Source organism: Streptomyces sp. NPDC048361 (assembly GCF_040651795.1).
GTDB lineage: Bacteria > Actinomycetota > Actinomycetes > Streptomycetales > Streptomycetaceae > Streptomyces.
This window is the reverse complement of record NZ_JBEZKW010000026.1, coordinates 74,346-97,166: the sequence shown is the minus strand read 5'-3', so window position 1 is coordinate 97,166 and position 22,821 is coordinate 74,346. Positions and strand designations below refer to the sequence as shown.

20 protein-coding genes are annotated in these 22,821 nt (G+C 69.8%); 12 read left to right on the top strand and 8 right to left on the bottom strand.

The genetic code is table 11. The annotated features are described in order from the left end of the window. Positions 1-89: 89 nt before the first annotated feature. The gene (locus AB0D31_RS17310) at positions 90-1,469 is read right to left on the bottom strand and encodes an aspartate aminotransferase family protein (protein ID WP_362723273.1); all 1,380 of its coding nucleotides are present in this window, start codon (positions 1,467-1,469) and stop codon (positions 90-92) included. Then, positions 1,454-1,999: an Lrp/AsnC family transcriptional regulator gene (locus tag AB0D31_RS17305; RefSeq protein ID WP_362723270.1), complete on the bottom strand. Its 546-nt coding sequence runs from the start codon at positions 1,997-1,999 to the stop codon at positions 1,454-1,456. The genes AB0D31_RS17310 and AB0D31_RS17305 overlap by 16 nt, the downstream gene beginning before the upstream one ends. A gap of 180 nt (positions 2,000-2,179) precedes the next feature. Here AB0D31_RS17305 and AB0D31_RS17300 point away from each other — a divergent pair, with 180 nt between their 5' ends. Then, entirely contained in the window at positions 2,180-3,619 is a 1,440-nt protein-coding gene (locus AB0D31_RS17300; protein WP_362723267.1) for a gamma-aminobutyraldehyde dehydrogenase, read from the top strand. A gap of 216 nt (positions 3,620-3,835) precedes the next feature. Next, positions 3,836-5,032, top strand: coding sequence for a spermidine/putrescine ABC transporter substrate-binding protein (locus tag AB0D31_RS17295; protein ID WP_362723264.1), 1,197 nt, complete (start codon positions 3,836-3,838; stop codon positions 5,030-5,032). Positions 5,033-5,079: 47 nt separating this feature from the next. On the opposite strand, the gene AB0D31_RS17290 is transcribed toward AB0D31_RS17295, so the two are convergent. Next, the gene (locus AB0D31_RS17290) at positions 5,080-5,763 is read right to left on the bottom strand and encodes a 2-phosphosulfolactate phosphatase (RefSeq protein WP_362723262.1); all 684 of its coding nucleotides are present in this window, start codon (positions 5,761-5,763) and stop codon (positions 5,080-5,082) included. Positions 5,764-5,877: 114 nt separating this feature from the next. Between AB0D31_RS17290 and AB0D31_RS17285 the strand changes: the two genes are divergently transcribed. Then, on the top strand, positions 5,878-6,438 hold the full coding sequence (locus AB0D31_RS17285) for a hypothetical protein (protein WP_362723259.1): 561 nt from the start codon (positions 5,878-5,880) through the stop codon (positions 6,436-6,438). Positions 6,439-6,448: 10 nt separating this feature from the next. On the opposite strand, the gene AB0D31_RS17280 is transcribed toward AB0D31_RS17285, so the two are convergent. Continuing rightward, the gene (locus AB0D31_RS17280; protein ID WP_362723284.1) at positions 6,449-7,135 is read right to left on the bottom strand and encodes a glycerophosphodiester phosphodiesterase; all 687 of its coding nucleotides are present in this window, start codon (positions 7,133-7,135) and stop codon (positions 6,449-6,451) included. Positions 7,136-7,202: 67 nt separating this feature from the next. Continuing rightward, positions 7,203-8,234, bottom strand: a complete 1,032-nt coding sequence (locus tag AB0D31_RS17275) for an adenosine deaminase (RefSeq protein ID WP_362723256.1) — start codon at positions 8,232-8,234, stop codon at positions 7,203-7,205. 140 nt (positions 8,235-8,374) lie between these two features. On the opposite strand from AB0D31_RS17275, the gene AB0D31_RS17270 reads away from it, so the two are divergent. Further along, complete coding sequence (locus AB0D31_RS17270) at positions 8,375-9,145, top strand: DUF4190 domain-containing protein (RefSeq protein ID WP_362723254.1); 771 nt, start codon at positions 8,375-8,377, stop codon at positions 9,143-9,145. A 441-nt stretch (positions 9,146-9,586) separates the two neighbouring features. Here AB0D31_RS17270 and AB0D31_RS17265 read toward each other — a convergent pair whose 3' ends face one another. After that, positions 9,587-10,180, bottom strand: coding sequence for an NADAR family protein (locus AB0D31_RS17265; protein WP_362723251.1), 594 nt, complete (start codon positions 10,178-10,180; stop codon positions 9,587-9,589). A gap of 181 nt (positions 10,181-10,361) precedes the next feature. Between AB0D31_RS17265 and AB0D31_RS17260 the strand changes: the two genes are divergently transcribed. The 8 genes from AB0D31_RS17260 to AB0D31_RS17225 all read left to right on the top strand — a co-directional run bounded on the left by AB0D31_RS17260 (position 10,362) and on the right by AB0D31_RS17225 (position 20,456). After that, on the top strand, positions 10,362-11,885 hold the full coding sequence (locus AB0D31_RS17260) for a gamma-aminobutyraldehyde dehydrogenase (protein ID WP_362723249.1): 1,524 nt from the start codon (positions 10,362-10,364) through the stop codon (positions 11,883-11,885). Between the two features lie 49 nt (positions 11,886-11,934). Further along, the gene (locus tag AB0D31_RS17255; RefSeq protein WP_362723247.1) at positions 11,935-13,224 is read left to right on the top strand and encodes a spermidine/putrescine ABC transporter substrate-binding protein; all 1,290 of its coding nucleotides are present in this window, start codon (positions 11,935-11,937) and stop codon (positions 13,222-13,224) included. A gap of 203 nt (positions 13,225-13,427) precedes the next feature. After that, complete coding sequence (locus tag AB0D31_RS17250) at positions 13,428-14,579, top strand: ABC transporter ATP-binding protein (protein WP_362723244.1); 1,152 nt, start codon at positions 13,428-13,430, stop codon at positions 14,577-14,579. Beyond that, positions 14,576-15,502 (top strand): ABC transporter permease, encoded by a 927-nt coding sequence (locus tag AB0D31_RS17245; protein WP_362723242.1) that lies wholly within the window; start codon positions 14,576-14,578, stop codon positions 15,500-15,502. The genes AB0D31_RS17250 and AB0D31_RS17245 overlap by 4 nt, the downstream gene beginning before the upstream one ends. 8 nt (positions 15,503-15,510) lie before the next feature. Then, the gene (locus AB0D31_RS17240) at positions 15,511-16,314 is read left to right on the top strand and encodes an ABC transporter permease (RefSeq protein ID WP_362723281.1); all 804 of its coding nucleotides are present in this window, start codon (positions 15,511-15,513) and stop codon (positions 16,312-16,314) included. 31 nt (positions 16,315-16,345) lie between these two features. Further along, complete coding sequence (locus AB0D31_RS17235; RefSeq protein WP_362723239.1) at positions 16,346-17,767, top strand: FAD-dependent oxidoreductase; 1,422 nt, start codon at positions 16,346-16,348, stop codon at positions 17,765-17,767. A 180-nt stretch (positions 17,768-17,947) separates the two neighbouring features. After that, positions 17,948-18,526 (top strand): hypothetical protein, encoded by a 579-nt coding sequence (locus tag AB0D31_RS17230; protein WP_362723236.1) that lies wholly within the window; start codon positions 17,948-17,950, stop codon positions 18,524-18,526. Between the two features lie 109 nt (positions 18,527-18,635). Then, positions 18,636-20,456 carry a glycoside hydrolase family 18 protein gene (locus tag AB0D31_RS17225; RefSeq protein WP_362723234.1) on the top strand — a complete coding sequence of 607 codons (1,821 nt, stop codon included), beginning with the start codon at positions 18,636-18,638 and terminating at the stop codon, positions 20,454-20,456. Here AB0D31_RS17225 and AB0D31_RS17220 read toward each other — a convergent pair. After that, entirely contained in the window at positions 20,407-21,204 is a 798-nt protein-coding gene (locus tag AB0D31_RS17220) for a phosphatase PAP2 family protein (RefSeq protein WP_362723231.1), read from the bottom strand. The two genes, AB0D31_RS17225 and AB0D31_RS17220, sit on opposite strands and share 50 nt — an antisense overlap. A 113-nt stretch (positions 21,205-21,317) precedes the next feature. Next, positions 21,318-22,652, bottom strand: a complete 1,335-nt coding sequence (gabT, locus tag AB0D31_RS17215) for a 4-aminobutyrate--2-oxoglutarate transaminase (protein ID WP_362723228.1) — start codon at positions 22,650-22,652, stop codon at positions 21,318-21,320. Between the last annotated feature and the right edge of the window lie 169 nt (positions 22,653-22,821).

The following is a 22,821-nucleotide window of genomic DNA, read 5'->3' as shown; positions in this document are numbered from 1 at the left end:
CCCCGACGCTCTCCCGATCTGGAGGGGCGCGGCGGGGCGGGGGGTCCCGCCGCCGAACGCGTCGGTGGGGACGCGTTCGGCGGGGACGGTCAGAGCTTCGTCCAGGCCTCCGTGAGGACCTCGCGCAGGATGCCCTCGATCTCGTCGAAGGTCGACTGGTCGGAGATGAGCGGCGGCGCGAGCTGGACGACCGGGTCGCCGCGGTCGTCGGCCCGGCAGTACAGGCCGTTGTCGTACAGCGCCTTGGAGAGGAACCCGTACAGGACGCGCTCGGTCTCCTCGTCGTTGAACGACTCCTTGGTGACCTTGTCCTTCACCAGCTCGATGCCGTAGAAGAAGCCGTTGCCGCGGACGTCACCGACGATCGGCAGGTCGTGCAGCTTCTTGAGGGTGTCGAAGAAGGCGCCCTCGTTGTCGAGCACGTGCTGGTTGAGGCCTTCCTTCTCGAAGATGTCGAGGTTGGCGAGGCCCACCGCGGCGGAGACCGGGTGGCCGCCGAAGGTGTAGCCGTGCAGGAAGGTGTTGTCGCCCTTGTAGAACGGCTCGGCGAGCTTGTCGGAGATGATGCAGGCGCCGATCGGGGAGTAGCCCGACGTCATGCCCTTGGCGCAGGTGATCATGTCCGGTACGTAGTCGAACTTGTCACAGGCGAACATCGTGCCGAGGCGGCCGAAGGCGCAGATGACCTCGTCGGAGACGAGCAGCACGTCGTACTTGTCGCAGATCTCGCGCACCCGCTGGAAGTACCCGGGCGGCGGCGGGAAGCAGCCGCCCGCGTTCTGCACCGGCTCCAGGAAGACGGCGGCGACGGTCTCGGGGCCCTCGAAGAGGATCTCCTGCTCGATCTGGTCGGCGGCCCAGCGGCCGAAGGCCACCGGGTCGTCGGCGTGGATCGAGGCGCGGTAGATGTTGGTGTTGGGCACCTTGTGCGCGCCGGGGACCAGCGGCTCGAAGGGTGCCTTCAGAGCGGGCAGACCGGTGATGGACAGGGCGCCCTGCGGGGTGCCGTGGTAGGCGACCGCACGCGAGATGACCTTGTACTTGGTGTGGTTGCCGGTGAGCTTGTGGTACTGCTTCGCCAGCTTCCACGCGGTCTCGACGGCCTCGCCGCCACCCGTGGTGAAGAAGACCTTGTTGAGGTCGCCCGGCGCGTAGTTGGCGAGGCGCTCGGCGAGCTCGACGGCCTTGGGGTGGGCGTAGGACCACACCGGGAAGAAGGCCAGCTCCTTCGCCTGCTTGTAGGCGGTCTCGGCGAGCTCGTGACGGCCGTGGCCGGCGTTGACGACGAACAGGCCCGACAGGCCGTCCAGGTACTTCTTGCCCTTGTCGTCGAAGATGTAGGTGCCTTCGCCACGGACGATGGTGGGAACGGGCGCGTTCTCGTACGACGACATGCGGGTGAAGTGCATCCACAGGTGGTCGTAGGCGGTCTGGCTGAGGTCCTTGCTCACGGCTATCGGGTTCCCCACATATAGGTCTGCTTCTTCAGCTTGAGATAGACGAAGCTCTCGGTGGACCGCACGCCGGGGAGGGCGCGGATCCTCTTGTTGATCACTTCGAGAAGGTGGTCGTCGTCCTCGCAGACGACCTCCACCATCAGGTCGAAGGAGCCCGCGGTCATCACCACGTACTCGCACTCGGCCATGGCCGTCAGGGCCTCCGCCACCGGGTCGAGGTCTCCCTCGACGCGGATGCCGACCATCGCCTGACGCCGGAACCCCACGGTGAGGGGGTCGGTGACGGCGACGATCTGCATCACACCCTGGTCGAGCAGCTTCTGGACGCGCTGGCGCACGGCCGCTTCCGACAGGCCCACGGCCTTGCCGATCGCGGCGTACGGGCGGCGCCCGTCTTCCTGGAGCTGCTCGATGATCGCCAGGGAGACGGCATCGATCGACGTCCCGTTGGAGCGACGCGCGGCGTCTCCCTGCGGGGCGGGGGTCGGGAGCCGGGAGGAAGATCCGTTCCCGATCCTGGGGTCTGTGCTTCGGCTGGCCACGGAGCCACTGTGCACCCGACCCGGTCCGTCCCGCAACCCCAAAGCGATGAAATTCGTTGTTCTGTGACCTCCAGGGAACTGAATCCGAAGTTCAGGGGCGTCGGGTCTGTCGAAAGCGTCGCTTCACCGACTAGGGTGGGTTGTCTCATCCATCGGACATCGGACCGGGAGGCCAGCGAAGTGACCACCGAACTGCGTCGTTTGCGCAACTACATCGACGGGGAGTTCCGCGATGCCGCCGACGGGCGGACCATCGAGGTGGTCAACCCCGCCACCGGCCAGGCCTACGCGACATCCCCGCTCTCCGGCCAGGAGGACGTCGACGCCGCCATGGCGGCCGCCGCCGCGGCGTTCCCCGCCTGGCGCGACAGCACGCCGGCCGAGCGCCAGCGCGTCCTGCTGAAGATCGCGGACGCCTTCGAGGAGCGCGCCGAGGAGCTGATCGCCGCCGAGTCGGAGAACACCGGCAAGCCGCTCGGACTCACCCGCACCGAAGAAGTCCCGCCGATGGTGGACCAGATCCGCTTCTTCGCGGGCGCGGCCCGGCTGCTCGAAGGCCGCAGCGCCGGCGAGTACATGGAGGGTCTGACCTCGATCGTGCGCCGCGAACCGGTCGGCGTCTGCGCGCAGGTCGCGCCGTGGAACTACCCGATGATGATGGCCGTGTGGAAGTTCGCCCCGGCGCTCGCCGCGGGCAACACCGTCGTCCTCAAGCCGTCGGACACCACCCCCGCGTCGACCGTCCTGATCGCCGAGATCATCGGCGCGATCGTCCCCAAGGGCGTCTTCAACGTCGTCTGCGGCGACCGTGACACCGGCCGCGCGATGGTCGAGCACCGGACGCCGGCGATGGCCTCCATCACCGGTTCCGTACGCGCCGGCATGCAGGTCGCCGAGTCCGCGTCCAAGGACGTCAAGCGCGTCCACCTGGAGCTGGGCGGCAAGGCGCCGGTCGTCGTCTTCGAGGACGCCGACCTCGCCAAGGCCGTCGAGGACATCGCGGTCGCGGGCTACTTCAACGCCGGCCAGGACTGCACCGCCGCCACCCGCGTGCTGGTGCACGAGTCGATCCACGACGAGTTCGTGACCGCGCTCGCCAAGGCCGCCGCCGACACCAAGACCGGGCAGCCCGACGACGAGGACGTGCTGTACGGCCCGCTCAACAACGCCAACCAGCTCAAGCAGGTCAGCGGCTTCATCGAGCGCCTGCCCGCGCACGCCAAGGTCGAGGCCGGCGGCCACCGCGTCGGCGACCAGGGCTACTTCTACGCCCCGACCGTCGTCTCCGGCCTCAAGCAGGACGACGAGATCATCCAGAACGAGGTGTTCGGGCCGGTCATCACCGTCCAGTCCTTCACCGACGAGGCGCAGGCCCTGGAGTACGCCAACGGCGTGGAGTTCGCCCTGGCCTCCTCGGTGTGGACCAAGGACCACGCCCGCGCCATGCGCATGTCCAAGAACCTCGACTTCGGCTGCGTGTGGATCAACACCCACATCCCGCTCGTCGCCGAGATGCCGCACGGCGGGTTCAAGAAGTCCGGCTACGGCAAGGACCTCTCGGCGTACGGCTTCGAGGACTACACGCGCATCAAGCACGTGATGACGTCGATCGAGGGCTGAGCCGGGCGGACCGGCTTGGGCCGCGGCTGAGCCACGCCAACCGGCTGGGGCGGGCCCGAACGGCTTGAAGGGGCGGGGGAGTTGATCCCCCGCCCCTTTTGCCTGCCTTACGCCCCCGGGCCGCCCCCGATGTGCCCGACAGGGTGTCTGGCCTGGGGCGCAGGGCTGTACGCAGCGTCCATTGAACCCGCTGGGCGGGCCGGGCATCCTGCGGGAATGCCACCGACCGCGCACCGCGCAAGCAGCAACCCCTCCCGCCGCAGCCTCCTGCGCGCCCTCGGCGGCGGCGCCGCGCTGGCCGCGCTGGCCGGCTGCGGGGTCCCCGCGGCGTACGTCGCACCGGGCGACCGGGCCGGACGCGACCGCTCGGCGGACGACAAGTCGCTGACCTTCGCCAACTGGCCGCTCTACATCGACGTCGATGACGACAACCCCTCCAAGCGGCCCACCCTGGAGGCGTTCACCAAAAGCACCGGGATCTCCGTCACGTACACGGAGGAGATCAACGACAACGACGAGTTCTTCGGGAAGATCAGCCCGGCCCTGATGAACCACCAGGAGACCGGCCGCGACCTCATGGTCATCAGCGACTGGATGGCGGCCCGTTTCGTGCGGCTGGGCTGGGTGCAGGAGATGGACCGCGCCAAGCAGCCCAACGTCGCGAAGTACCTCGACCCCCAGCTGCGCACCCCGGCCTTCGACAACGGGCGCCTGCACAGCGTCCCGTGGCAGTCGGGGATCACCGGCATCGCCTACAACAAGAAGAAGCTGGGCCGTGAGCTCAAGCACGTGAGCGACTTGTGGGACCCGCGCCTGGCCGGCAAGGTCACGCTCTTCTCCGGCCTCGACGAGTCCTTCGCCCTCCTCATGCAGGGCAATGGCGTCGACATCACCAAGTGGACGGCCGCCGACTTCCACCGCATGTGCGACCAGGTGGAGAAGCAGGTCGCGAGCGGGCAGATCCGGCGCTTCACCGGCAACGACTACACCAGCGACCTCAACAAGGGCGACGTCCTTGCCTGCCAGGCCTACAGCGGCGACGTGTTCCAGCTCCAGGCGGACAACCCCGACATCGAGTTCGTGGTGCCCGAGGAGGGCGCGGAGCTGTGGGCGGAGTCGATGATGATCCCCAACCTGGCCCGCCACAAGGCGAACGCGGAGGCCCTGGTCGACTACTACTACGACCCCGAGGTCGCCGCCGAACTGGCCGCATCGGTCAACTACGTCTGCCCGGTCCCCGCCGCCCGCGAGGTCCTGGCCTCCTCCAAGGACAAGGACGAGGCCGAACTCGCCGAAAACCCCCTGATCTTCCCGGACAAAGCGATGCGCTCCCGCCTCGCGATCGCACGGGACATCACGTCCGAGGAGCGGGTGGAATTCGCCAAGCGGTGGAACGAGATCGTGGGGCTGTAGGGCCTGGTTGCAGGGGCGGGCCGTGGGGGCGAGGCTCGGGGCCGTACCTACGGCTGGTATGCGGCACTCGGGCGCAGGATCATGAGCGAGTCCTCCCAGGCCGCCACCATGGCAAAGGGGAACCGGTCGAGTTCGAGGCAGAGGGCGACGTCATCGGGGTGGGCCCCCTGACGTACCCCGGCGGCCAGTTCCGCCGCCGCGCGCGACGAGGCGGCGCGGCCGAGGAAGTCGCCGGGGTCCGTGCCGGCCGCCTCTGCCCTGCGGGCGATGTACTGGGCGCAGGCCAAGTCCTCGTCGGCCCGGCCGTCCTCGCCGGTGACCACGTACGTGACGCTGTCGCAGGCGCGGGCCCGCAGGAACCGGGCCGTCGCCTCCGCCACCACGAAGCCGGCGCACAGCACCAGCGAGGCCTCCTTGACGGCGAGGGCACCGACCGTGCCCGCCGTGGTCTTCTGCACCACGGTCCGTCCGGCGAGATCGACGGAGCGCAGGAGGCCCGGGGAGTTGACGGCGTCGAAGCCGGGCGTGGGCGCCCCGTCCTTGAGCGCCACCCAGTCGGGGTGACGGGCCTTGAGCCTGCGCGCGCCGTCCAGCGATTCGGCGAGCACGATCTTCTCCGCCCCCTGGCCGAACGCATGGGCAGCCACCGTGAAGGCACGCATGACGTCGACCACGACCGCCACGGACGGGGCTTCGGACAGCTCGGGTATGCCGAGGAAACGAGAATCCATGCGGATCATGATCGTGCACACCTCGCCCAAGCCCCGGGTATGTCGTCGACCGTGCCGAGGGAGGCGGTCGAAGCCTCGTTTTGAACATGTTCAACCTAGGCGTACGCTGCGATCATGAGCGAGCGAAGCGCCCTGCTGAGGCGTATACGCGTGTGGGTGGTCGTGTTCGTCGTCTGTCTGGTGTTGAGCGGGCTGACGGCGTTTCCGCTGGTGCACGAAGTGCGCTGGACCCAGTCCCTGTTGCGCGACACCCCGCTGGGGGAGTGGCTGCCGGGGCCGGCCGTCTGGATCGACAAGGTGCGGGCCGGGCTCGACTCCGCCGACCACGACTATCCGTTCCTGCTGTACGGAACGGACTGGCTGGCCTTCGCCCATCTCGTCATCGCCGTCGCCTTCTACGGCGTCGTGCGGGACCCCGTACGCAACGTCTGGGTCGTCGAGTTCGGGATGATCGCCTGCGCGGGCGTCATGCCGCTCGCGCTGATCTGCGGACCCGTGCGCGGGATCCCCTTCTGGTGGTCGGTGATCGACATGTCCTTCGGGGTGTTCGGGGTGATCCCGCTGTATGTGGTGCGGCGCAAGATCAAGGCGCTGGAGGGGATGGCGGGAGTCTCGGCGGCGGGCGTCGTGCCCGTAGGAGGCGGCCCGGCGCCGTCAGTTACGTCAGGTGCCTGACAGGACTACGTCAGCTGCCTGACAGGACACCGCGCAGTGCCTCCAGGCGGTTGGTGGTGATCGCGTCCACGCCGTACTCGACCAAGCGGCGCTGGGTGCGGCGGGTGTCGGCGGTCCAGGCCGCGATCAGCATGCCGTCCCGGTGGACGCGGTCCACGAGGTTCCGATCGACCAGGCCGAAGCGGCAGTTGAGCCAGCGCGGCTTCACCGCGTCGATCAGGGCGGGGCGCGGCGGGGCGGGCTTCGTCCAGGTCAGGGCGATCTCGGCGGACGGGTCGGCGGCGCGGACCCGCACCAGGGTGACCGGGCCCGCGCAGTAGTACACCCGCTCGCCCGCCCCGCACTCGCGCACCGTGCCCACCACCTTGCGCACCGACTCCTCCGTCGCGCCCGGCAGATCGATCAGCACCCGGTGCGCGCCGACCGCCATCAACGCCTGGCGCAGCGTAGGCACCCCGCCGCCGGTCACCGCGCGCACCTCCTCGTACGGCAGCGCGGCCACCGGGCGGTCGACGCCCCAGAGCCGCTTCAGCGTGTCGTCGTGCAGCAGCACGGGCACGCCGTCCCGTGTCGTACGGACATCGATCTCGACCGCGTCGGCGCCCCGCTCCAGGGCCGAGGCGATGGAGGGCAGCGTGTTCTCGCGGACGCGGTACGGGTCGCCGCGGTGGGCCACGGCCGTCACGGTGCGTTCCATGGTGCGCATGGGGTTCATTGTGCTGACCGGCGGCCGGGGCGGCCAGCCGGAACGCGGCCCGGGCGGTTCAGCCGGCGAGCCACTTCGTGGTGTAGTCGTCGATCTCCGCGGCGAGCTTCGTCTTGCCCGCCGGGTCGAGGAACGACGCCTCGACGGCGTTCTTGGCGAGGCCCGCCAGGCCCCGCTCGTCCAAGTCCAGGAGGCGGGCGGCGACCGCGTACTCGTTGTTGAGGTCACTGCCGAACATCGGCGGGTCGTCGCTGTTCACAGTGACCAGGAGGCCGGCCGCCACCATCTCCTTGACCGGGTGCTCATCCAGGTTCGCCACCACCCGCGTCGCCAGGTTGGAGGTCGGGCAGACCTCCAGGGCGATCCGGTGCTCGGCCAGATGCTTGAGGAGCGCCGGGTCCTGGGTGGCGCTCGTGCCGTGGCCGATGCGCTCGGCGCGCAACTCGATCAGCGCGTCCCAGATCGACTGCGGGCCGGTGGACTCGCCCGAGTGCGGTACGGAGTGGAGACCGGCGGCGATGGCCCGGTCGAAGTAGGGCTTGAACTGCGGGCGCGGCACCCCGATTTCGGGGCCGCCAAGGCCGAAGGAGACCAGGCCCTCGGGGCGCACCCCGTCCTGCGTGGCGAGCCGGGCCGTCTCGGCGGCGGCCTCGAGTCCCGCCTCGCCGGGAATGTCGAAACACCAGCGCAGGACCGTACCGAACTCGGCCTCCGCGGCCCGGCGGGCGTCCTCGATCGCGTCCATGAACGCGCGCTCGTCGATGCCCCTGCGGGTCGAGGAGAACGGCGTGATGGTCAGCTCGGCGTACCGGATGTTCTGCCGGGCCATGTCACGGGCCACTTCGTACGTGAGAAGGCGCACATCCTCCGGGGTGCGGATCAGGTCGACGACCGAGAGATAGACCTCGATGAAGTGTGCGAAGTCCGTGAAGGTGAAGTAGTCGGCGAGTGCCTCGGGGTCGGTGGGAACCTTCGAGTCGGCGTGCCGGGCGGCGAGTTCGGCCACGATGCGCGGTGAGGCGGAGCCGACGTGGTGCACGTGGAGCTCGGCCTTGGGCAGCCCCGCGATGAAGGGATGCAGATCGGTCATGAGGGTCCTCCAGGGTCTGCCGCGAGGGTGCTCGCGTGGTCGGCGTCGTAGGGCCTTCGCCGGTCGGGGATCATGGTAGGCCGGGCGGATCGGCCCATGACCCGGGCCGTAGCATGACGGAACCACGATGGGGGAGGCCCATGTCAGAGAACACCCAGCAGCCGCCGGGAGGCCAGGGGCCACGGGACCCCTGGGCGCCGCCGGAACGCAAGGTCCCGCTGGACAAGCCGCCGGTGGACACGCCGCCGGTGCACAACCAGCCGACCGTCGTCTCGATGCCCACGCCGCCCGCCGACGCCCCTGGGTCTGCCCCGGGCTCCGCGCCCTTCCCGGGCGCGCCCGGGCAGCAGAACCCCGGCTTCGGCGCCCCGACGCCGCCTCCCGCCCCGCAGGCGGCGCCCGGCAGTTACGGCTACCCCGCCTACGGTCAGCAGCCGGGCCAGGACGCCGGTTACCAGGGGTACCCCGGTCAGCCCGGCCAGGACGGCGGCTACCCCGGCTATCCCGGCCAGGACGGTGGCTACCCCGGCTATCCCAGTCAGCAGTCCGCCTACGGCTACGCCGGCTGGACCGGAGCGGCCGCTCCGCAGAACGGACTCGGCACAGCCGCGATGGTGCTCGGCATCATCGCCTGCGCGACGATGCTCTGCACCTGGGGCATATCCGGCATCGTGCTCGGCGTGCTGGCCCTGATCTTCGGCATTCTCGGCAAGGGCAAGGTCGCCCGCGGTGAGGCCAACAACCGGGGGCAGGCCCAGGCGGGCTTCGTCATGGGCATCGTCGGCACCGTGCTCGGGCTCGTCATCCTGGTCCTGCTGATCGTGTTCGTGGCCAATGCGCCGTCCTCGTCCCACAGCGAGTACGACTACTGGGACAGTGCGTTGACGCTGGGCGCTTCTTCGGGGCGGTGACGTTTGCGGGTGCCGGGTGCCGGGTGCCGGGTGCCGGTGCCGGGTCGTTGAGGCTTGGTGCCTGAGCGGCGGCTGAGTGTCATCCCGCGCCCCTGCCGTGGCGGAGGGAGCCCGTATTGGCTCTCGCCGCCGCGGTTCCGTTTTTGCGGCGCCGACGGTCGGCCGCGGACCGTGCGTGGCTGCTCGCGCAGTTCCCCGCGCCCCTAAAAAGGGACTCGGCGCCGGGCCGCATCGGCAACCTCGGCCCGTCCGGCGTTTGAGGACGAGCGCCTTTCAGGCGCGAACGGGGTCTGGGGCAGAGCCCCAGGGGCCCGGCCTTCGAGTGCGGGCCGGTTGGGGCTCGTCGCGCAGTTCCCCGCGCCCCTGACTACTCGGCCAACTACCCGGCGCCGGGCCGCATGGGCATAGTCAGCCCGGCCGGCGTCCAGGGGTGGGGGGATTTCAGGCCGCGCGCAGGCGCGCCCTCGTTTCGGTCAGGGCGAAGCCCAGCAGGTTCAGGCCACGCCACCGCGCGGGATCCTCCGCCTCCGGCGCGTCCGCAGCCAGGCCGATGCCCCAGATGCGGTCCAGGGGGCTCGCCTCCACCAGCACCCGGTCACCGGTCGCGAGCAGGTACGCCCGCAACGCCTCGTCCTGGCCGAACTTGTGCAGACAGCCGGCCAGCACTATCGCGTAGCGCTCGCGCTGCCACACCTCGTCGTCGAAGCCCCGCACCAGGCGCCCGGCCTTCTTCGCCAGCGCCGGACCGGCCGTCGTGAGCGCGGCGCGCTCGCCCTCCGCGTCGCCGAACAGCCGCGCCTTCGACGCCATCATCCAGTGCTCCGCCGTCGCGTACGCGACATCGTCGACCACGAAGCGCGACGGCCACCACTGGCTGAAACAGTTCGGACCCAGCGCCCCGTCGCGCCGCGGCGCATGGCCCCAGAAGTGCAGAAACTTGATCCGCTCACCATTCTTGACCTGCGCGATCAGCGCGTCGAGCGGTGCGCGGTCCGCTGTCACTTCCCCTGTGATCGCCCCCGTGGTCTCCCTCATGCACGCGAGTCTGGCACGCGCCACTGACAACCCGTCGGGCCAATACCTCCGCGACGCGACACTTGGTCGACAGATTCCGTCGCGTAACCAAAAGGCAACAACGGAATCACTTGTTGGCCAGATGTCACTCTGCCAGGATCGTCACTCAAATCGAGCTGAAGCTACGAAGAACGTGGGCGACATGGACACCGACAACGGCAACGGCAATCGCTTCCCCGCGCAGGACCGCTTCGCGGCCGGCGCCCAGTACATCGGCGGGCGGCTGTGCCCCGGCACCTCCGGACGGCGCCAGGCGGTCGTCGACCCGGCGACGGGGGAGACGGTGTACACGTACGAGCTGGCGGGGCCCGCCGACGTCGACGCCGCCGTGGCCGCCGCGAAGGAGGCCTTCCCCGGCTGGGCCGGCGCCACCCCCGGTGAGCGCTCCGCCGCCCTGCACCGGTTCGCCGAGGTGCTCGCCGAGCGCGCAGAGGAGTTCGCGCAGGCCGAGTCCCTCCAGTGCGGCAAGCCCCTCAAGCTGACCCGCGAGTTCGACGTCCCCGGCACGGTCGACAACGCCGCGTTCTTCGCGGGCGCGGCCCGCCACTTCCAGGGCACATCGGCCGGCGAGTACTCCGGCGACCACACCTCCTACGTACGCCGCGAACCCATCGGTGTCGTCGGCTCCATCGCCCCCTGGAACTATCCGCTCCAGATGGCCGCCTGGAAGATCCTCCCGGCGATCGCCGCGGGCAACACCATCGTCCTCAAGCCCGCCGAGATCACCCCGCTGACCTCGCTCCTCTTCGCCGAGGCCGCCAAGGAGGCCGGGATCCCGGACGGAGTGATCAACATCGTCAGCGGCGCCGGCCAGGAGGCGGGCGAACACCTCGTCGGCCACCCGGACGTCGTGATGACCTCCTTCACCGGCTCCACCGGCGTCGGCAAGCGTGTCGCGGAGATCGCCACCCGCACCGTCAAGCGCGTCCACCTCGAACTCGGCGGCAAAGCCCCCTTCGTGGTGTTCGACGACGCCGACCTGGAGGCCGCCGTGCACGGCGCCGTCGCCGGTTCGCTCATCAACTCCGGCCAGGACTGCACCGCCGCGACCCGCGCCTACGTACAGCGCCCCCTCTACGACGCCTTCGTCGAGCAGGTCGCGGCCCTCATGCGAAGCGTCCGCCTCGGCGACCCGTTCGGCGCGGACACCGACCTCGGCCCGCTCATCTCGCATGTGCACCGCGACCGCGTCGCCGCCTTCGTCGAGCGCGCCCGCGGCTACGCACGGATCGTGACCGGCGGCGAGACCCCCAAGGGTGACGGCGCCTACTACCCGCCCACCCTCATCGCCGACGCCCCGCAGGACAGCGAGGCCGTCCAGGCCGAGATCTTCGGCCCGGTCCTCGTCGTGCTGCCCTTCGTCACCGACGACGAGGGCATCGCCCTCGCCAACGACACCCCCTACGGACTCGCCGCCTCCGCCTGGAGCCGCGACGTCTACCGCACCGGCCGGGCCACCCGCGAGATCAAGGCGGGCTGCGTCTGGATCAACGACCACATTCCGATCATCAGCGAGATGCCGCACGGCGGCTACAAGGCGAGCGGCAGCGGAAAGGACATGTCGGCGTATTCCTTCGAGGAGTACACGCAGGTCAAGCACGTGATGTACGACAACACAGCGGTTGCCAGGAAGGACTGGCACCGCACGATCTTCGGGGACCGATAGCCGAGGGGCCCGCGAGGCCACCGAACCCACCCGAAAGGGCACACCGCGCATGGAGCAGTACGAGTCCGACCTCCCCCACGCTCCCGACCCGCTTCGCGCAGGGAGGGCCCCCTTCTCCACCGCCCAGCTGGCCGCCGTCCGGCGCAGCCTGACCAACGGCCGGGGCGCCCTCACCCGCCGTTCCCTGCTGCGCGCATCGGGCGTCGGCGCGCTCACCATCGGCGGCCTCGCCGCCCTGAGCGCCTGCGGCATCCCCGCCGCCACGAAGGAGAACGGCTCCGGACCGTCCAACGCCGACCACTCCGCCCAGGAGAAGGAGGTCAACTTCTCCAACTGGACGCAGTACATGGACATCAGCGACGACAAGAAGCACCATCCGACGCTGGACGAGTTCACCCGCCGCACCGGAATCCAGGTCAAGTACACCGAGGACATCAACGACAACGTCGAGTTCTTCGGCAAGATCAAGCCGCAGCTCGCCGGCGGTCAGGACACCGGCCGCGACCTCATGGTCCTCACCGACTGGCTCGCCGCCCGGCTCATCCGGCTCGGCTGGGCGCAGGAGCTCGACCCCGCGCACCTGCCGCACGCCTACGCCAACCTCGCGCCGCAGTTCCGCTCACCCGACTGGGACCCGGGCCGCGCCTACTCCTACCCCTGGACCGGCATCCCCACCGTCATCGCCTACAACGCCAAGGCGACCGGCGGCAAGAAGGTCGACTCGATCACCCAGCTCCTGGACGACCCCAGCCTCAAGGGCCGCGTCGGCTTCCTCTCCGAGATGCGCGACTCCATCGGCATGACCCTGCTCGACCTCGGCAAGGACCCCGCGAACTTCACCGACGCCGACTTCGACGCCGCGATCAACCGGCTCCAGAAGGGCGTCGACACCAAGCAGATCCGCCGCTTCACCGGCAACGACTACACCGGCGACCTGGTCAAGGGCGACCTCGCGGCCTGTGTGGCCTGGGGCGGCGACGTGACCCAGCTGCGCGCCGACAACCCGGACATCAAGTACGCCATTCCCGCCGCCGGTTACATGACCTCCAGCGACAACCTGCTCATCCCGGCGAAGGCCCGCCACCAGAGCAACGCCGAGAAACTCATCGACTACTACTACGAGCTTCCCGTGGCCGCCAAGCTCGCCGCGTTCATCAACTACCAGTGCCCGGTCGACGGGGTCCGCGACGACCTCGCCAAGATCGACCCCTCGCTCGCGCAGAACGAACTGATCCTGCCGGACAAGGCGATGAGCGCGAAGTCCCACTCCTTCCGCTCGCTCAGCGAGGCCGAGGAGACGGCGTACGAGCAGAAGTTCTCGCGGCTCATCGGAGCGTAACGCTCCGCGGGTGTGCGCCGCCTTCGGGTGCGGGTCCGCTGTGGCTGGTCGCTCCCCCCCCCAAGTTCTCGGCTCCACTCGAACAGGGGGACCCCCATCGCGGCGGAGCCGCACGATGTCACCGCCCCGCGCCCCTGAAAGCTCTCGGCTCAGCTCCCTGTGAACTACACCCCCTTTCCTCTCGACCCCCTGGGATCCCACCCATGACTGACAGCACCGCCGGCGGCGACGTTCGCCTCACCGGGATCAGTAAGACGTACGGTTCCTTCACCGCCGTGCACCCGCTCGAACTGACCGTTCCGCAGGGCTCGTTCTTCGCGCTGCTCGGCGCGTCCGGCTGCGGCAAGACCACCACCCTGCGCATGATCGCCGGCCTGGAGGAACCCACCACCGGCACGGTCTTCCTCGGCGACAAGGACGTCACCGACCTGCCGCCGTACAAGCGGCCGGTGAACACCGTCTTCCAGTCGTACGCCCTCTTCCCGCACCTGGACGTCACCGAGAACATCGCCTTCGGGCTGCGCCGCCGGGGCATCAAGTCGGTGAAGAAGCAGGTCGACGACATGCTGGAGCTCGTCCAGCTCGGCGACTTCGCCCGGCGCAAGCCGCACCAGCTCTCCGGCGGCCAGCAGCAGCGCGTCGCGGTCGCCCGCGCGCTCATCAACCACCCCCAGGTGCTCCTCCTCGATGAGCCGCTCGGCGCCCTCGACCTCAAGCTGCGCCGTCAGATGCAGCTGGAACTCAAGCGCATCCAGACCGAGGTCGGCATCACCTTCGTCCACGTCACCCACGACCAGGAGGAGGCCATGACGATGGCCGACACCGTCGCGGTGATGAACGGCGGCCGCGTCGAACAGCTCGGCGCGCCCGCGGAGCTGTACGAGAACCCCAACACCACCTTCGTCGCGAACTTCCTCGGCACCTCCAACCTCATCGAGGCGGAGATCGTCGAGTCGAGCGGCGAGGACCTCGTGGTCAGCGTAGGCGGCGCCAAGCTGCGGCTGCCCGGCGGACGATGTTCGGCTCCCGCAAGCAACGGCGGCAAGCTCCTCGTCGGCGTACGCCCCGAGAAGATCTCGCTCGCCCACCGCGACGACGAGGGCGCGATCGCCGAGGGCCGCAACCGCGTCACCGGCCGCATCGCCGACTCCTCCTTCATCGGTGTCTCCACCCAGTACCTCGTCGACTCCCCGGCCGGCAAAGGCCTCGCCGTGTACGAGCAGAACATCGAGCGCGATTCGCGGCTGGTCCCGGGCGCCGAGGTGGTCCTGCACTGGAACCCGGCGCACACCTTCGGTCTCGACGCGGCCCAGGCGATCGACGCGGGCGTGGAGAAGGTCGAGGACGCCGCGTGAGCGCCCTGGCCGAGGCGCCCCCGGCGCCGAGCGACGAGCTCCCCGTGCGCAGGGCATCCGCGCGCAAGCGGCTCGTGCCCTACTGGCTGCTGCTGCCCGGCATCCTCTGGCTGATCGTGTTCTTCGCGCTGCCGATGGTGTACCAGGCGTCAACCTCCGTACAGACGGGCTCACTTGAGAAGGGCTTCCAGGTCACCTGGCACTTCCAGACGTACTGGGACGCCTTCAAGGAGTACTACCCGCAGTTCATCCGCTCCCTGCTCTACGCGGGAACCGCGACCCTGCTGTGCCTGCTGCTCGGCTACCCGCTGGCCTACCTGATCGCCTTCAAGGCGGGCCGCTGGCGCAATCTGGTCCTCGTCCTGGTCATCGCGCCGTTCTTCACCAGCTTCCTGATCCGCACCCTGGCGTGGAAGACGATCCTGGCCGACGGCGGGCCCGTGGTGCACGCGCTCTCCACGCTGCACGTCCTCGACGTCACCAGCTGGCTGGGGTGGACCGACGGCAGCCGTGTGCTCGCCACCCCGATGGCCGTGGTGTGCGGACTCACCTACAACTTCCTGCCATTCATGATCCTGCCGCTCTACACCTCGCTCGAGCGGATCGACTCCCGCCTGCACGAAGCCGCCGGCGACCTGTACGCCACCCCGGCCACCACCTTCCGCAAGGTGACCTTCCCGCTGTCGATGCCCGGCGTCGTCTCCGGCACCCTGCTCACCTTCATCCCCGCGAGCGGCGACTACGTCAACGCCGAACTGCTGGGCTCCACCGACCAGAAGATGGTCGGCAACGTCATCCAGTCGCAGTTCCTGCGCGTCCTGGACTATCCGACGGCCGCCGCCCTCTCCTTCATCCTGATGGCGATCGTGCTGATCATGGTCACCGTCTACATCCGCCGATCCGGGACGGAGGACCTGGTCTGATGAGTCTCATGCCGGTCATCAAGTGGCTGCGCCGCAACCTCGTGGTCATCGCGGGCCTCGCGACGCTCGCGTATCTGATCCTGCCCAACGTCGTCGTGATGGTGTTCTCGTTCAACAAGCCGAACGGGCGCTTCAACTACTCCTGGACACGGTTCTCCACCGACGCCTGGAAGGACCCCTGCGGGGTCGCCGACATGTGCGGCTCGCTCTCGCTCTCGCTCCAGATCGCCCTCTGGGCGACGATCGGCTCGACCGTGCTCGGCACGATGATCGCGTTCGCCCTGGTCCGCTACCGCTTCCGGGCGCGCGGCGCGATCAACTCGCTGATCTTCCTGCCGATGGCGATGCCCGAGGTCGTCATGGCGGCGTCGCTGCTCACGCTCTTCCTCAACATGGGCGCGCAGCTCGGCTTCTGGACCATCCTCATCGCCCACATCATGTTCTGCCTCAGCTTCGTCGTCACCGCCGTCAAGGCGCGCGTGATGTCCATGGACCCGAGGCTCGAAGAAGCCGCACGCGACCTCTACGCGGGCCCCGTCCAGACCTTCCTGCGGGTCACGCTGCCGATCGCCTCACCCGGCATCGCGGCCGGCGCGCTGCTCGCTTTCGCGCTCTCCTTCGACGACTTCATCATCACCAACTTCAACGCGGGCTCCACCGTGACCTTCCCCATGTTCGTGTGGGGCTCCGCACAGCGCGGCACGCCCGTGCAGATCAACGTCATCGGGACGGCCATGTTCATCATCGCCGTCCTGGTGGTCACCGCCGGACAATTCATTGCGAACCGGCGCAAGAACAGCGCGAAAGCGTAACCGTACGCAGTTCCTGAGGGAGTTGGAAATCATGGCCGTGACCCGAGCCATGAAGAGTGCAGCACGGCAGTCCCTGGCGGGCGCGCAGCCCGTCCCCTTCTGGCTGGAGGACCCCGGCCGCCCCGAGGCGCGGCCCGCCCTCACCGGCGACGAGCGGTGCGACCTGCTCGTCATCGGCGGCGGCTACAGCGGACTGTGGACCGCCCTCATCGCCAAGGAGCGCGAGCCCGGCCGCGACGTCGTCCTCATCGAGGGCAAGGAGATCGGCTGGGCCGCCTCCGGCCGCAACGGCGGCTTCTGCGCGGCCTCCCTCACCCACGGCCTGGGCAACGGCCTGGCCCGCTGGCCCGACGAACTGGCCAGGCTCGAAGAGCTGGGCGCGGCCAACCTCGACGCGATCGGGGCGGCCGTGGCCCGCTACGGCATCGACTGCGACTTCGAGCGCACCGGCGAGATCGACGTCGCCACCGAACCCCACCAGCTCGAAGAGCTGCACGAGATGTACCAGGAGGCGACCAAGCTCGGCTTCGGCGGGCTCGAACTCCTCGACGAGGACCAGCTGCGCGCCGAGGTCGACTCGCCGACCTTCCTCGGCGGGCTCTGGGACCGCGACGGCGTCGCCATGCTCCACCCCGCCAAGCTCGCCTGGGGCCTCAAGCGCGCCTGTCTCGATCTCGGCGTACGGATCTACGAGCACACCCCGGGTCTCACGCTGACCCGGGTCGGCACCGGCATGGGGGTGCGCACCCCGTACGGCAAGATCCGCGCGGAGCATGTGGCGCTCGGCACCAATGTGTTCCCCTCGCTGGTCAAGCGGCTGCGCCCATACACGGTCCCGGTGTACGACTACGCGCTGATGACCGAGCCGCTCACCTCGGACCAGCTCGCCGCCATCGGCTGGCAGCGCCGTCAGGGACTCGGGGACGCGGCCAACCAGTTCCATTACTTCCGTCTCTCCGCCGACAACCGCATCCTGTGGGGCGGTTACGACGCGATCTACCAGTACGGCAAGAAGGTGCGCAGCGAGTACGACGACCGGCCCGAGACCTACGCCAAGCTCGCCCAGCAGTTCTTCACTTGCTTCCCGCAGCTGGAGGGGGTGCGGTTCAGCCACGCCTGGGGCGGCGCGATCGACACCTGTTCGCGCTTCTCGGCGTTCTTCGGCACCGCCCACGGCGGCCGGGTGGCGTACGCCGCCGGATACACCGGGCTCGGCGTCGGCGCGACCCGCTTCGGCGCCGATGTGATGCTCGACCTCCTCGCGGGGGAGCCCACCGAGCGCACCGAGCTCGACATGGTGCGCACCAAGCCGCTGCCGTTCCCGCCGGAGCCGGTGGCCTGGGCGGGCATCGGCATCACCAAGTGGTCGCTGGCCCGGGCCGACGAGAACGGCGGCCGGCGCAATCTGTGGCTGAAGGCGATGGACCGGGTGGGACTCGGTTTCGACAGCTGAGCCCGTTCGGCGAAGGTGCGCCCCCGGTCACGCCGGGGGCGCACCCCTATGCCTCACCGTGTGATCCAGTTCACTACCGATTGGTGGCCGAAGTCGCGTCATAGCCCGTGCCGAAGCCGCTCTCCCTGGTGGACGCAGACCCCTGCGCCCGGTGGACGAGCCTCGGAACGGAGGACGGCAATGACTGCCTCGGGGGCAAAGAGCGCGGTGGAATGGCTGGCGTCGGTGGCGCCGGATCCCGACGCCTGCCGGTGGGAGTGGGAGCGCAACCCGTTGGGGGTCGCGCTTCTGCCGGCGGGCCGGCGCTGGGACGTACTGATCCTGCCCGGCGGGCTCGGGCGCGGCGCGCTCGACGTGCTGACCCGGCTGGTGGACCGGCCGGGCCCGGTCCTGGCCGACCTGGGGGAGGCGCGCCTGGGCTTCTTCGTGCCGCCCGGCACCGCCGCGCGCTGGCTCGGCACAGGGGTGCGGGGCGCCGGGCGCGGCAGCTGGATCGTCGTCCCCTACCCCGGCCGCGCGACCGGCGGGGTGCACTGGGTCGTGGCGCCCGACGGCTCGGGCACGCTGACCGACCCCGCCGTCCTGGAGCTGGCGATGCACGAGGCCGCGGCCCACATCGCACGCGAGGGTGCCCCTGTCGCACGCCGCGACGCTCACATCTCACGCGAGGGCGCCCCTGTTGATCGCGACGCCGCCCCTGTCGCACGCCGTGACGCTCACATCGCACGCGACGGCGACAAGCGGGGCAAGGGGGACTGATCAGGGGCCCCGCCGGGGCGGTTCGCTGCCGGAACCCTTGACAAGGCGATTGGTCTGGACCATGTTGTGCGCACTTCGTGTCTCAATACCCCCTTGCCCGGAGGCAGTTGTGGACCGCACCAGACATCAGACCGCACGGTCATCGCTCCTCGGCACCCTGACGGCGGCGGCCCTCGCCGCGGCCGGGCTCGTCGCCGCCGTGCCGTCCGCGCACGCCGCCGACACCGACCTCATGCGCAACGGGGGCTTCGAATCCGGACTCGACGGCTGGAGCTGCACCTCGGGCAGCGGCGCCGTCGTCTCCTCGCCCGTGCACGGCGGCAGTCACGCGCTGAAGGCCACCCCGGCCGGCAGCGACAACGCGCAGTGCGCCCAGAGCGTGGCGGTCCAGCCCAACTCCACGTACACATTGAGCAGTTGGGTGCAGGGCAGCTATGTCTACCTCGGGGCGTCCGGCACCGGCACCACCGATGTGTCGACCTGGACCCAGTCCGCGTCCTCCTGGCAGCAGCTGACGACCACGTTCAAGACCGGCGCGAGCACCACATCGGTGACCGTCTACACGCACGGCTGGTACGGCACCCCCGCCTACACCGCCGACGACGTGAGCCTGATCGGGCCCGGCGGCGCCCCCGTTCAGATACCGGCCGCCCCCACCGGGCTCGCGGCCTCCGGCGCCACCTCCTCCAGCATCGGCCTGAGCTGGTCCCCGGTCGCCGGCGCCACCGGCTACACCGTCTACCGCGACGGCGCCAAAGTGGCCTCGGCGAGCGGCACTTCGGCCACCGTGACAGGTCTGGCCGCCTCCACCTCGTACAGCTTCCAGGTCACCGCCACCAACAGCGCGGGGGAGTCCCCGAAGTCCACCGCGGTCGCCGCGAGCACCACCAGTGGCGGCGGCACCACCCCGCCGCCCTCCGGCCACGCCCTCGTCGGCTATCTGCACGCCTCGTTCGCCAACGGCGCCGGCTACACGCGGATGGCGGACGTTCCCGACGACTGGAACATCATCGACCTCGCGTTCGGCGAGCCCACCTCACCGACCTCGGGCGACATCCGCTTCAACCTGTGCCCGGTCAGTGAGTGCCCGACGGTCGAGTCGGCCGCCGACTTCAAGGCGGCCATCAAGGCCAAGCAGGCCGCGGGCAAGAAGGTGCTGATCTCCATCGGCGGCCAGAACGGCCAGGTCCAGCTCACCACGACCGCCGCCCGCGACACCTTCGTCGCCTCCGTCTCGAAGATCATCGACGACTACGGTCTCGACGGCCTCGACGTCGACTTCGAAGGCCACTCGCTCTCCCTGAACACCGGCGACACCGACTTCAGGAGCCCCACAACTCCCGTCATCGTCAACCTCATTGACGCCCTCAAGACGCTGAAGGCCAAGTACGGATCGAAGTTCGTCCTGACGATGGCGCCGGAGACGTTCTTCGTGCAGATGGGTTACCAGTACTACGGTTCGGGGCCCTGGGGCGGACAGGACCCGCGCTGCGGCGCCTACCTGCCGGTCATCTACGCGCTGCGCGACTCGCTCACCCTGCTGCACGTCCAGGACTACAACTCGGGCTCGATCATGGGGCTCGACAACCAGTACCACTCGATGGGCGGCTCGGACTTCCACATCGCCATGACGGACATGCTGCTCACCGGCTTCCCGGTCGCCGGCGACACCGCCAAGATGTTCCCCGCGCTCCGGCCCGACCAGGTCGCCATCGGCCTGCCGGCCTCCACCCAGGCGGGCAACGGCTGGACCAGCCCCGCCGAGGTCACCAAGACCCTGGACTGCCTGACGAAGAAGGCCAACTGCGGCGCGTACCAGACGCACGGCAGCTGGCCGGGGCTGCGCGGCCTGATGACCTGGTCCATCAACTGGGACCGGTTCAACGGGGCGGAGTTCTCCAAGAACTACGACGCATACCGGTGGAGCTGACCACCAGGAGCGCCCCGCACAGGCAGACACTGGCCAGCACATCGAGGGGCCAGTGGTAGCCGTGCAGGACGAGACCGATGCCCGTCGCCGCTGTCAGCGCCCCCGCGGCGGCGGGCATCACCCACCTGCGGCGCACGAAGGGGGCGAGCAGCAGGGCCGCCCCGCCGTAGGCCACCATCGCCGTCGCCGTATGGCCCGAGGGGTAGTAGCCGGTGGCCGGGTCGAACGGGCCGGGGCGCGCGGTCCACTCCTTCAGCGGCACCACGAGCAGCGGCACAAGCGCCAACGTGGCGGCGGCGATCAGGGCCTGCCGGCGCAGGCCGCGCCACAGGGCGTAGCCGATCGCGCAGACGAGGACCGGCAGGGCGACCGGCATGCTGCCGAGGTCGGAGAGGGCCTCGGCGAACCAGGACGGGCCGTGGCCGGTGAGGGAGGGGTCGACGCGCTCGTCCAGACGGCGCAGTGGGCCGTCCGAGACGACCTGCCAGGTGATGACCGCGAACACGGCCAGCAGTGTGGCGAAGAGGAAAGCCGGCCGCCCCGGAACAGGGGGGGAGGTTCCGGGGCGGCCGCCTTGACCGGTGTCCCGCTCGCCCCGGGGGGTGTGGGGCGGTCGGTCGTCCGATCGGTGAGGAGTTCCGGAGCCGGAGGCTCCAGTGGTGTGCGCGAGGGCACGACCAGGGCAAGGCTGGGGATGCTGCGCCCTGGGATCGCCCGCAGTCCCCTGCGGGCGGGGTGTTTCTCTCATCTGCAGGAACCGTACGGCAGTCGGCGGGGGTCCGACAGCGGGAACTCCATCCCGCCATCGCCCCCCCACACCTTCTTCACAGGCGGTGCGAGCGCTTCTGCCGCGTGTTCGGATCAGACGCCGGTGAACGCCTGCTCGATGATGTCGAGACCCTCGTTGAGCAGGTCCTCGCCGATGACGAGCGGCGGCAGGAAACGCAGGACATTTCCGTAGGTGCCGCAGGTCAGGACCAGGAGGCCCTCCGCGTGGCAGGCCTTGGCGAGCGCGCCGGCGGCCTCCGGGTTCGGGGTCTTCGAGGCGCGGTCCTTGACCAGCTCGATGGCGATCATGGCGCCGCGGCCGCGGATGTCGCCGATGATGTCGTACTTCTCGGCCATGGTGGCCAGGCGGGCCTTCATGACCTCCTCGATGCGCTTGGCCTTGCCGTTGAGGTCGAGCTCCTTCATCGTCTCGATCGCGCCGAGCGCGGCGGCGCACGCCACCGGGTTGCCGCCGTAGGTGCCGCCGAGGCCGCCCGCGTGGGCGGAGTCCATGATCTCGGCGCGGCCCGTCACCGCGGCGAGCGGCATACCGCCCGCGATGCCCTTGGCGGTGGTGATGAGGTCCGGGACGATGCCCTCGTCCTCACAGGCGAACCACTGGCCGGTGCGGCAGAAGCCGGACTGGATCTCGTCGGCCACGAAGACGATGCCGTTGTCCTTGGCGAACTGGCTGATCGCGGGCAGGAAGCCCTTGGCCGGCTCGATGAAGCCGCCCTCGCCGAGCACCGGCTCGATGATGATCGCGGCGACGTTGTCCGCGCCGATCTGCTTGTTGATCATGTCGATGGCCTGCGCGGACGCCTCGGCACCCGCGTTCTCCGGGCCGGTCAGCCAGCGGTAGCCGTACGCCACCGGCACGCGGTAGACCTCGGGCGCGAACGGGCCGAAGCCGTTCTTGTACGGCATGTTCTTGCTCGTCAGCGCCATCGTCAGGTTGGTGCGGCCGTGGTAACCGTGGTCGAAGACGACGACGGCCTGGCGCTTGGTGTACGCACGGGCGATCTTGACGGCGTTCTCGACGGCCTCGGCGCCCGAGTTGAACAGCGCGGACTTCTTGGCGTGGTCGCCCGGGGTCAGCTCGGCGAGCTGCTCGGCGACGGCCACGTAGCCCTCGTACGGCGTGACCATGAAGCAGGTGTGCGTGAAGTCGGCGAGCTGCGCGGTGGCCCGGCGCACCACGGCCTCGGCGGAGGCGCCGACCGAGGTCACCGCGATGCCGGAACCGAAGTCGATCAGACGGTTGCCGTCGACGTCCTCGATGATGCCGCCGCCCGCGCGCGCGGTGAAGACGGGCAGCGTGGAGCCCACACCCGCGGCGACGGCCGCGAGACGGCGGGCCTGAAGCTCCTGCGACTTCGGGCCGGGGATGGCGGTGACGACGCGGCGCTCCTGCGGGATCGCGCTCATGAGGGGCTCCTGGAGATGCTCGGGATTTTGGACGGCTTTCTCGGCTTTATGGGCAGGCTAGGGCGGACCGGGGGACCCTGGCATGCGCCGTTCGGTAGTGGTGGGGGTGTGTCCCTTGTCCTCGGCGGACAGTTGCCCGCCCCCGGCGGGCGCACCACCGGGGCCGGGC

Bases quoted from the DNA above. Each gene is read 5' to 3' on its own strand.
- AB0D31_RS17295 (WP_362723264.1), top strand. From the start codon at position 3,836: ATGCCACCGACCGCGCACCGCGCAAGCAGCAACCCCTCCCGCCGCAGC.
- AB0D31_RS17290 (WP_362723262.1), bottom strand. From the start codon at position 5,763: ATGGATTCTCGTTTCCTCGGCATACCCGAGCTGTCCGAAGCCCCGTCC.
- AB0D31_RS17285 (WP_362723259.1), top strand. From the start codon at position 5,878: ATGAGCGAGCGAAGCGCCCTGCTGAGGCGTATACGCGTGTGGGTGGTC.
- AB0D31_RS17280 (WP_362723284.1), bottom strand. From the start codon at position 7,135: ATGGAACGCACCGTGACGGCCGTGGCCCACCGCGGCGACCCGTACCGC.
- AB0D31_RS17275 (WP_362723256.1), bottom strand. From the start codon at position 8,234: ATGACCGATCTGCATCCCTTCATCGCGGGGCTGCCCAAGGCCGAGCTC.
- AB0D31_RS17270 (WP_362723254.1), top strand. From the start codon at position 8,375: ATGTCAGAGAACACCCAGCAGCCGCCGGGAGGCCAGGGGCCACGGGAC.
- AB0D31_RS17265 (WP_362723251.1), bottom strand. From the start codon at position 10,180: ATGAGGGAGACCACGGGGGCGATCACAGGGGAAGTGACAGCGGACCGC.
- AB0D31_RS17260 (WP_362723249.1), top strand. From the start codon at position 10,362: ATGGACACCGACAACGGCAACGGCAATCGCTTCCCCGCGCAGGACCGC.
- AB0D31_RS17255 (WP_362723247.1), top strand. From the start codon at position 11,935: ATGGAGCAGTACGAGTCCGACCTCCCCCACGCTCCCGACCCGCTTCGC.
- AB0D31_RS17250 (WP_362723244.1), top strand. From the start codon at position 13,428: ATGACTGACAGCACCGCCGGCGGCGACGTTCGCCTCACCGGGATCAGT.
- AB0D31_RS17240 (WP_362723281.1), top strand. From the start codon at position 15,511: ATGCCGGTCATCAAGTGGCTGCGCCGCAACCTCGTGGTCATCGCGGGC.
- AB0D31_RS17235 (WP_362723239.1), top strand. From the start codon at position 16,346: ATGGCCGTGACCCGAGCCATGAAGAGTGCAGCACGGCAGTCCCTGGCG.
- AB0D31_RS17230 (WP_362723236.1), top strand. From the start codon at position 17,948: ATGACTGCCTCGGGGGCAAAGAGCGCGGTGGAATGGCTGGCGTCGGTG.
- AB0D31_RS17220 (WP_362723231.1), bottom strand. From the start codon at position 21,204: ATGAGAGAAACACCCCGCCCGCAGGGGACTGCGGGCGATCCCAGGGCG.
- gabT (WP_362723228.1), bottom strand. From the start codon at position 22,652: ATGAGCGCGATCCCGCAGGAGCGCCGCGTCGTCACCGCCATCCCCGGC.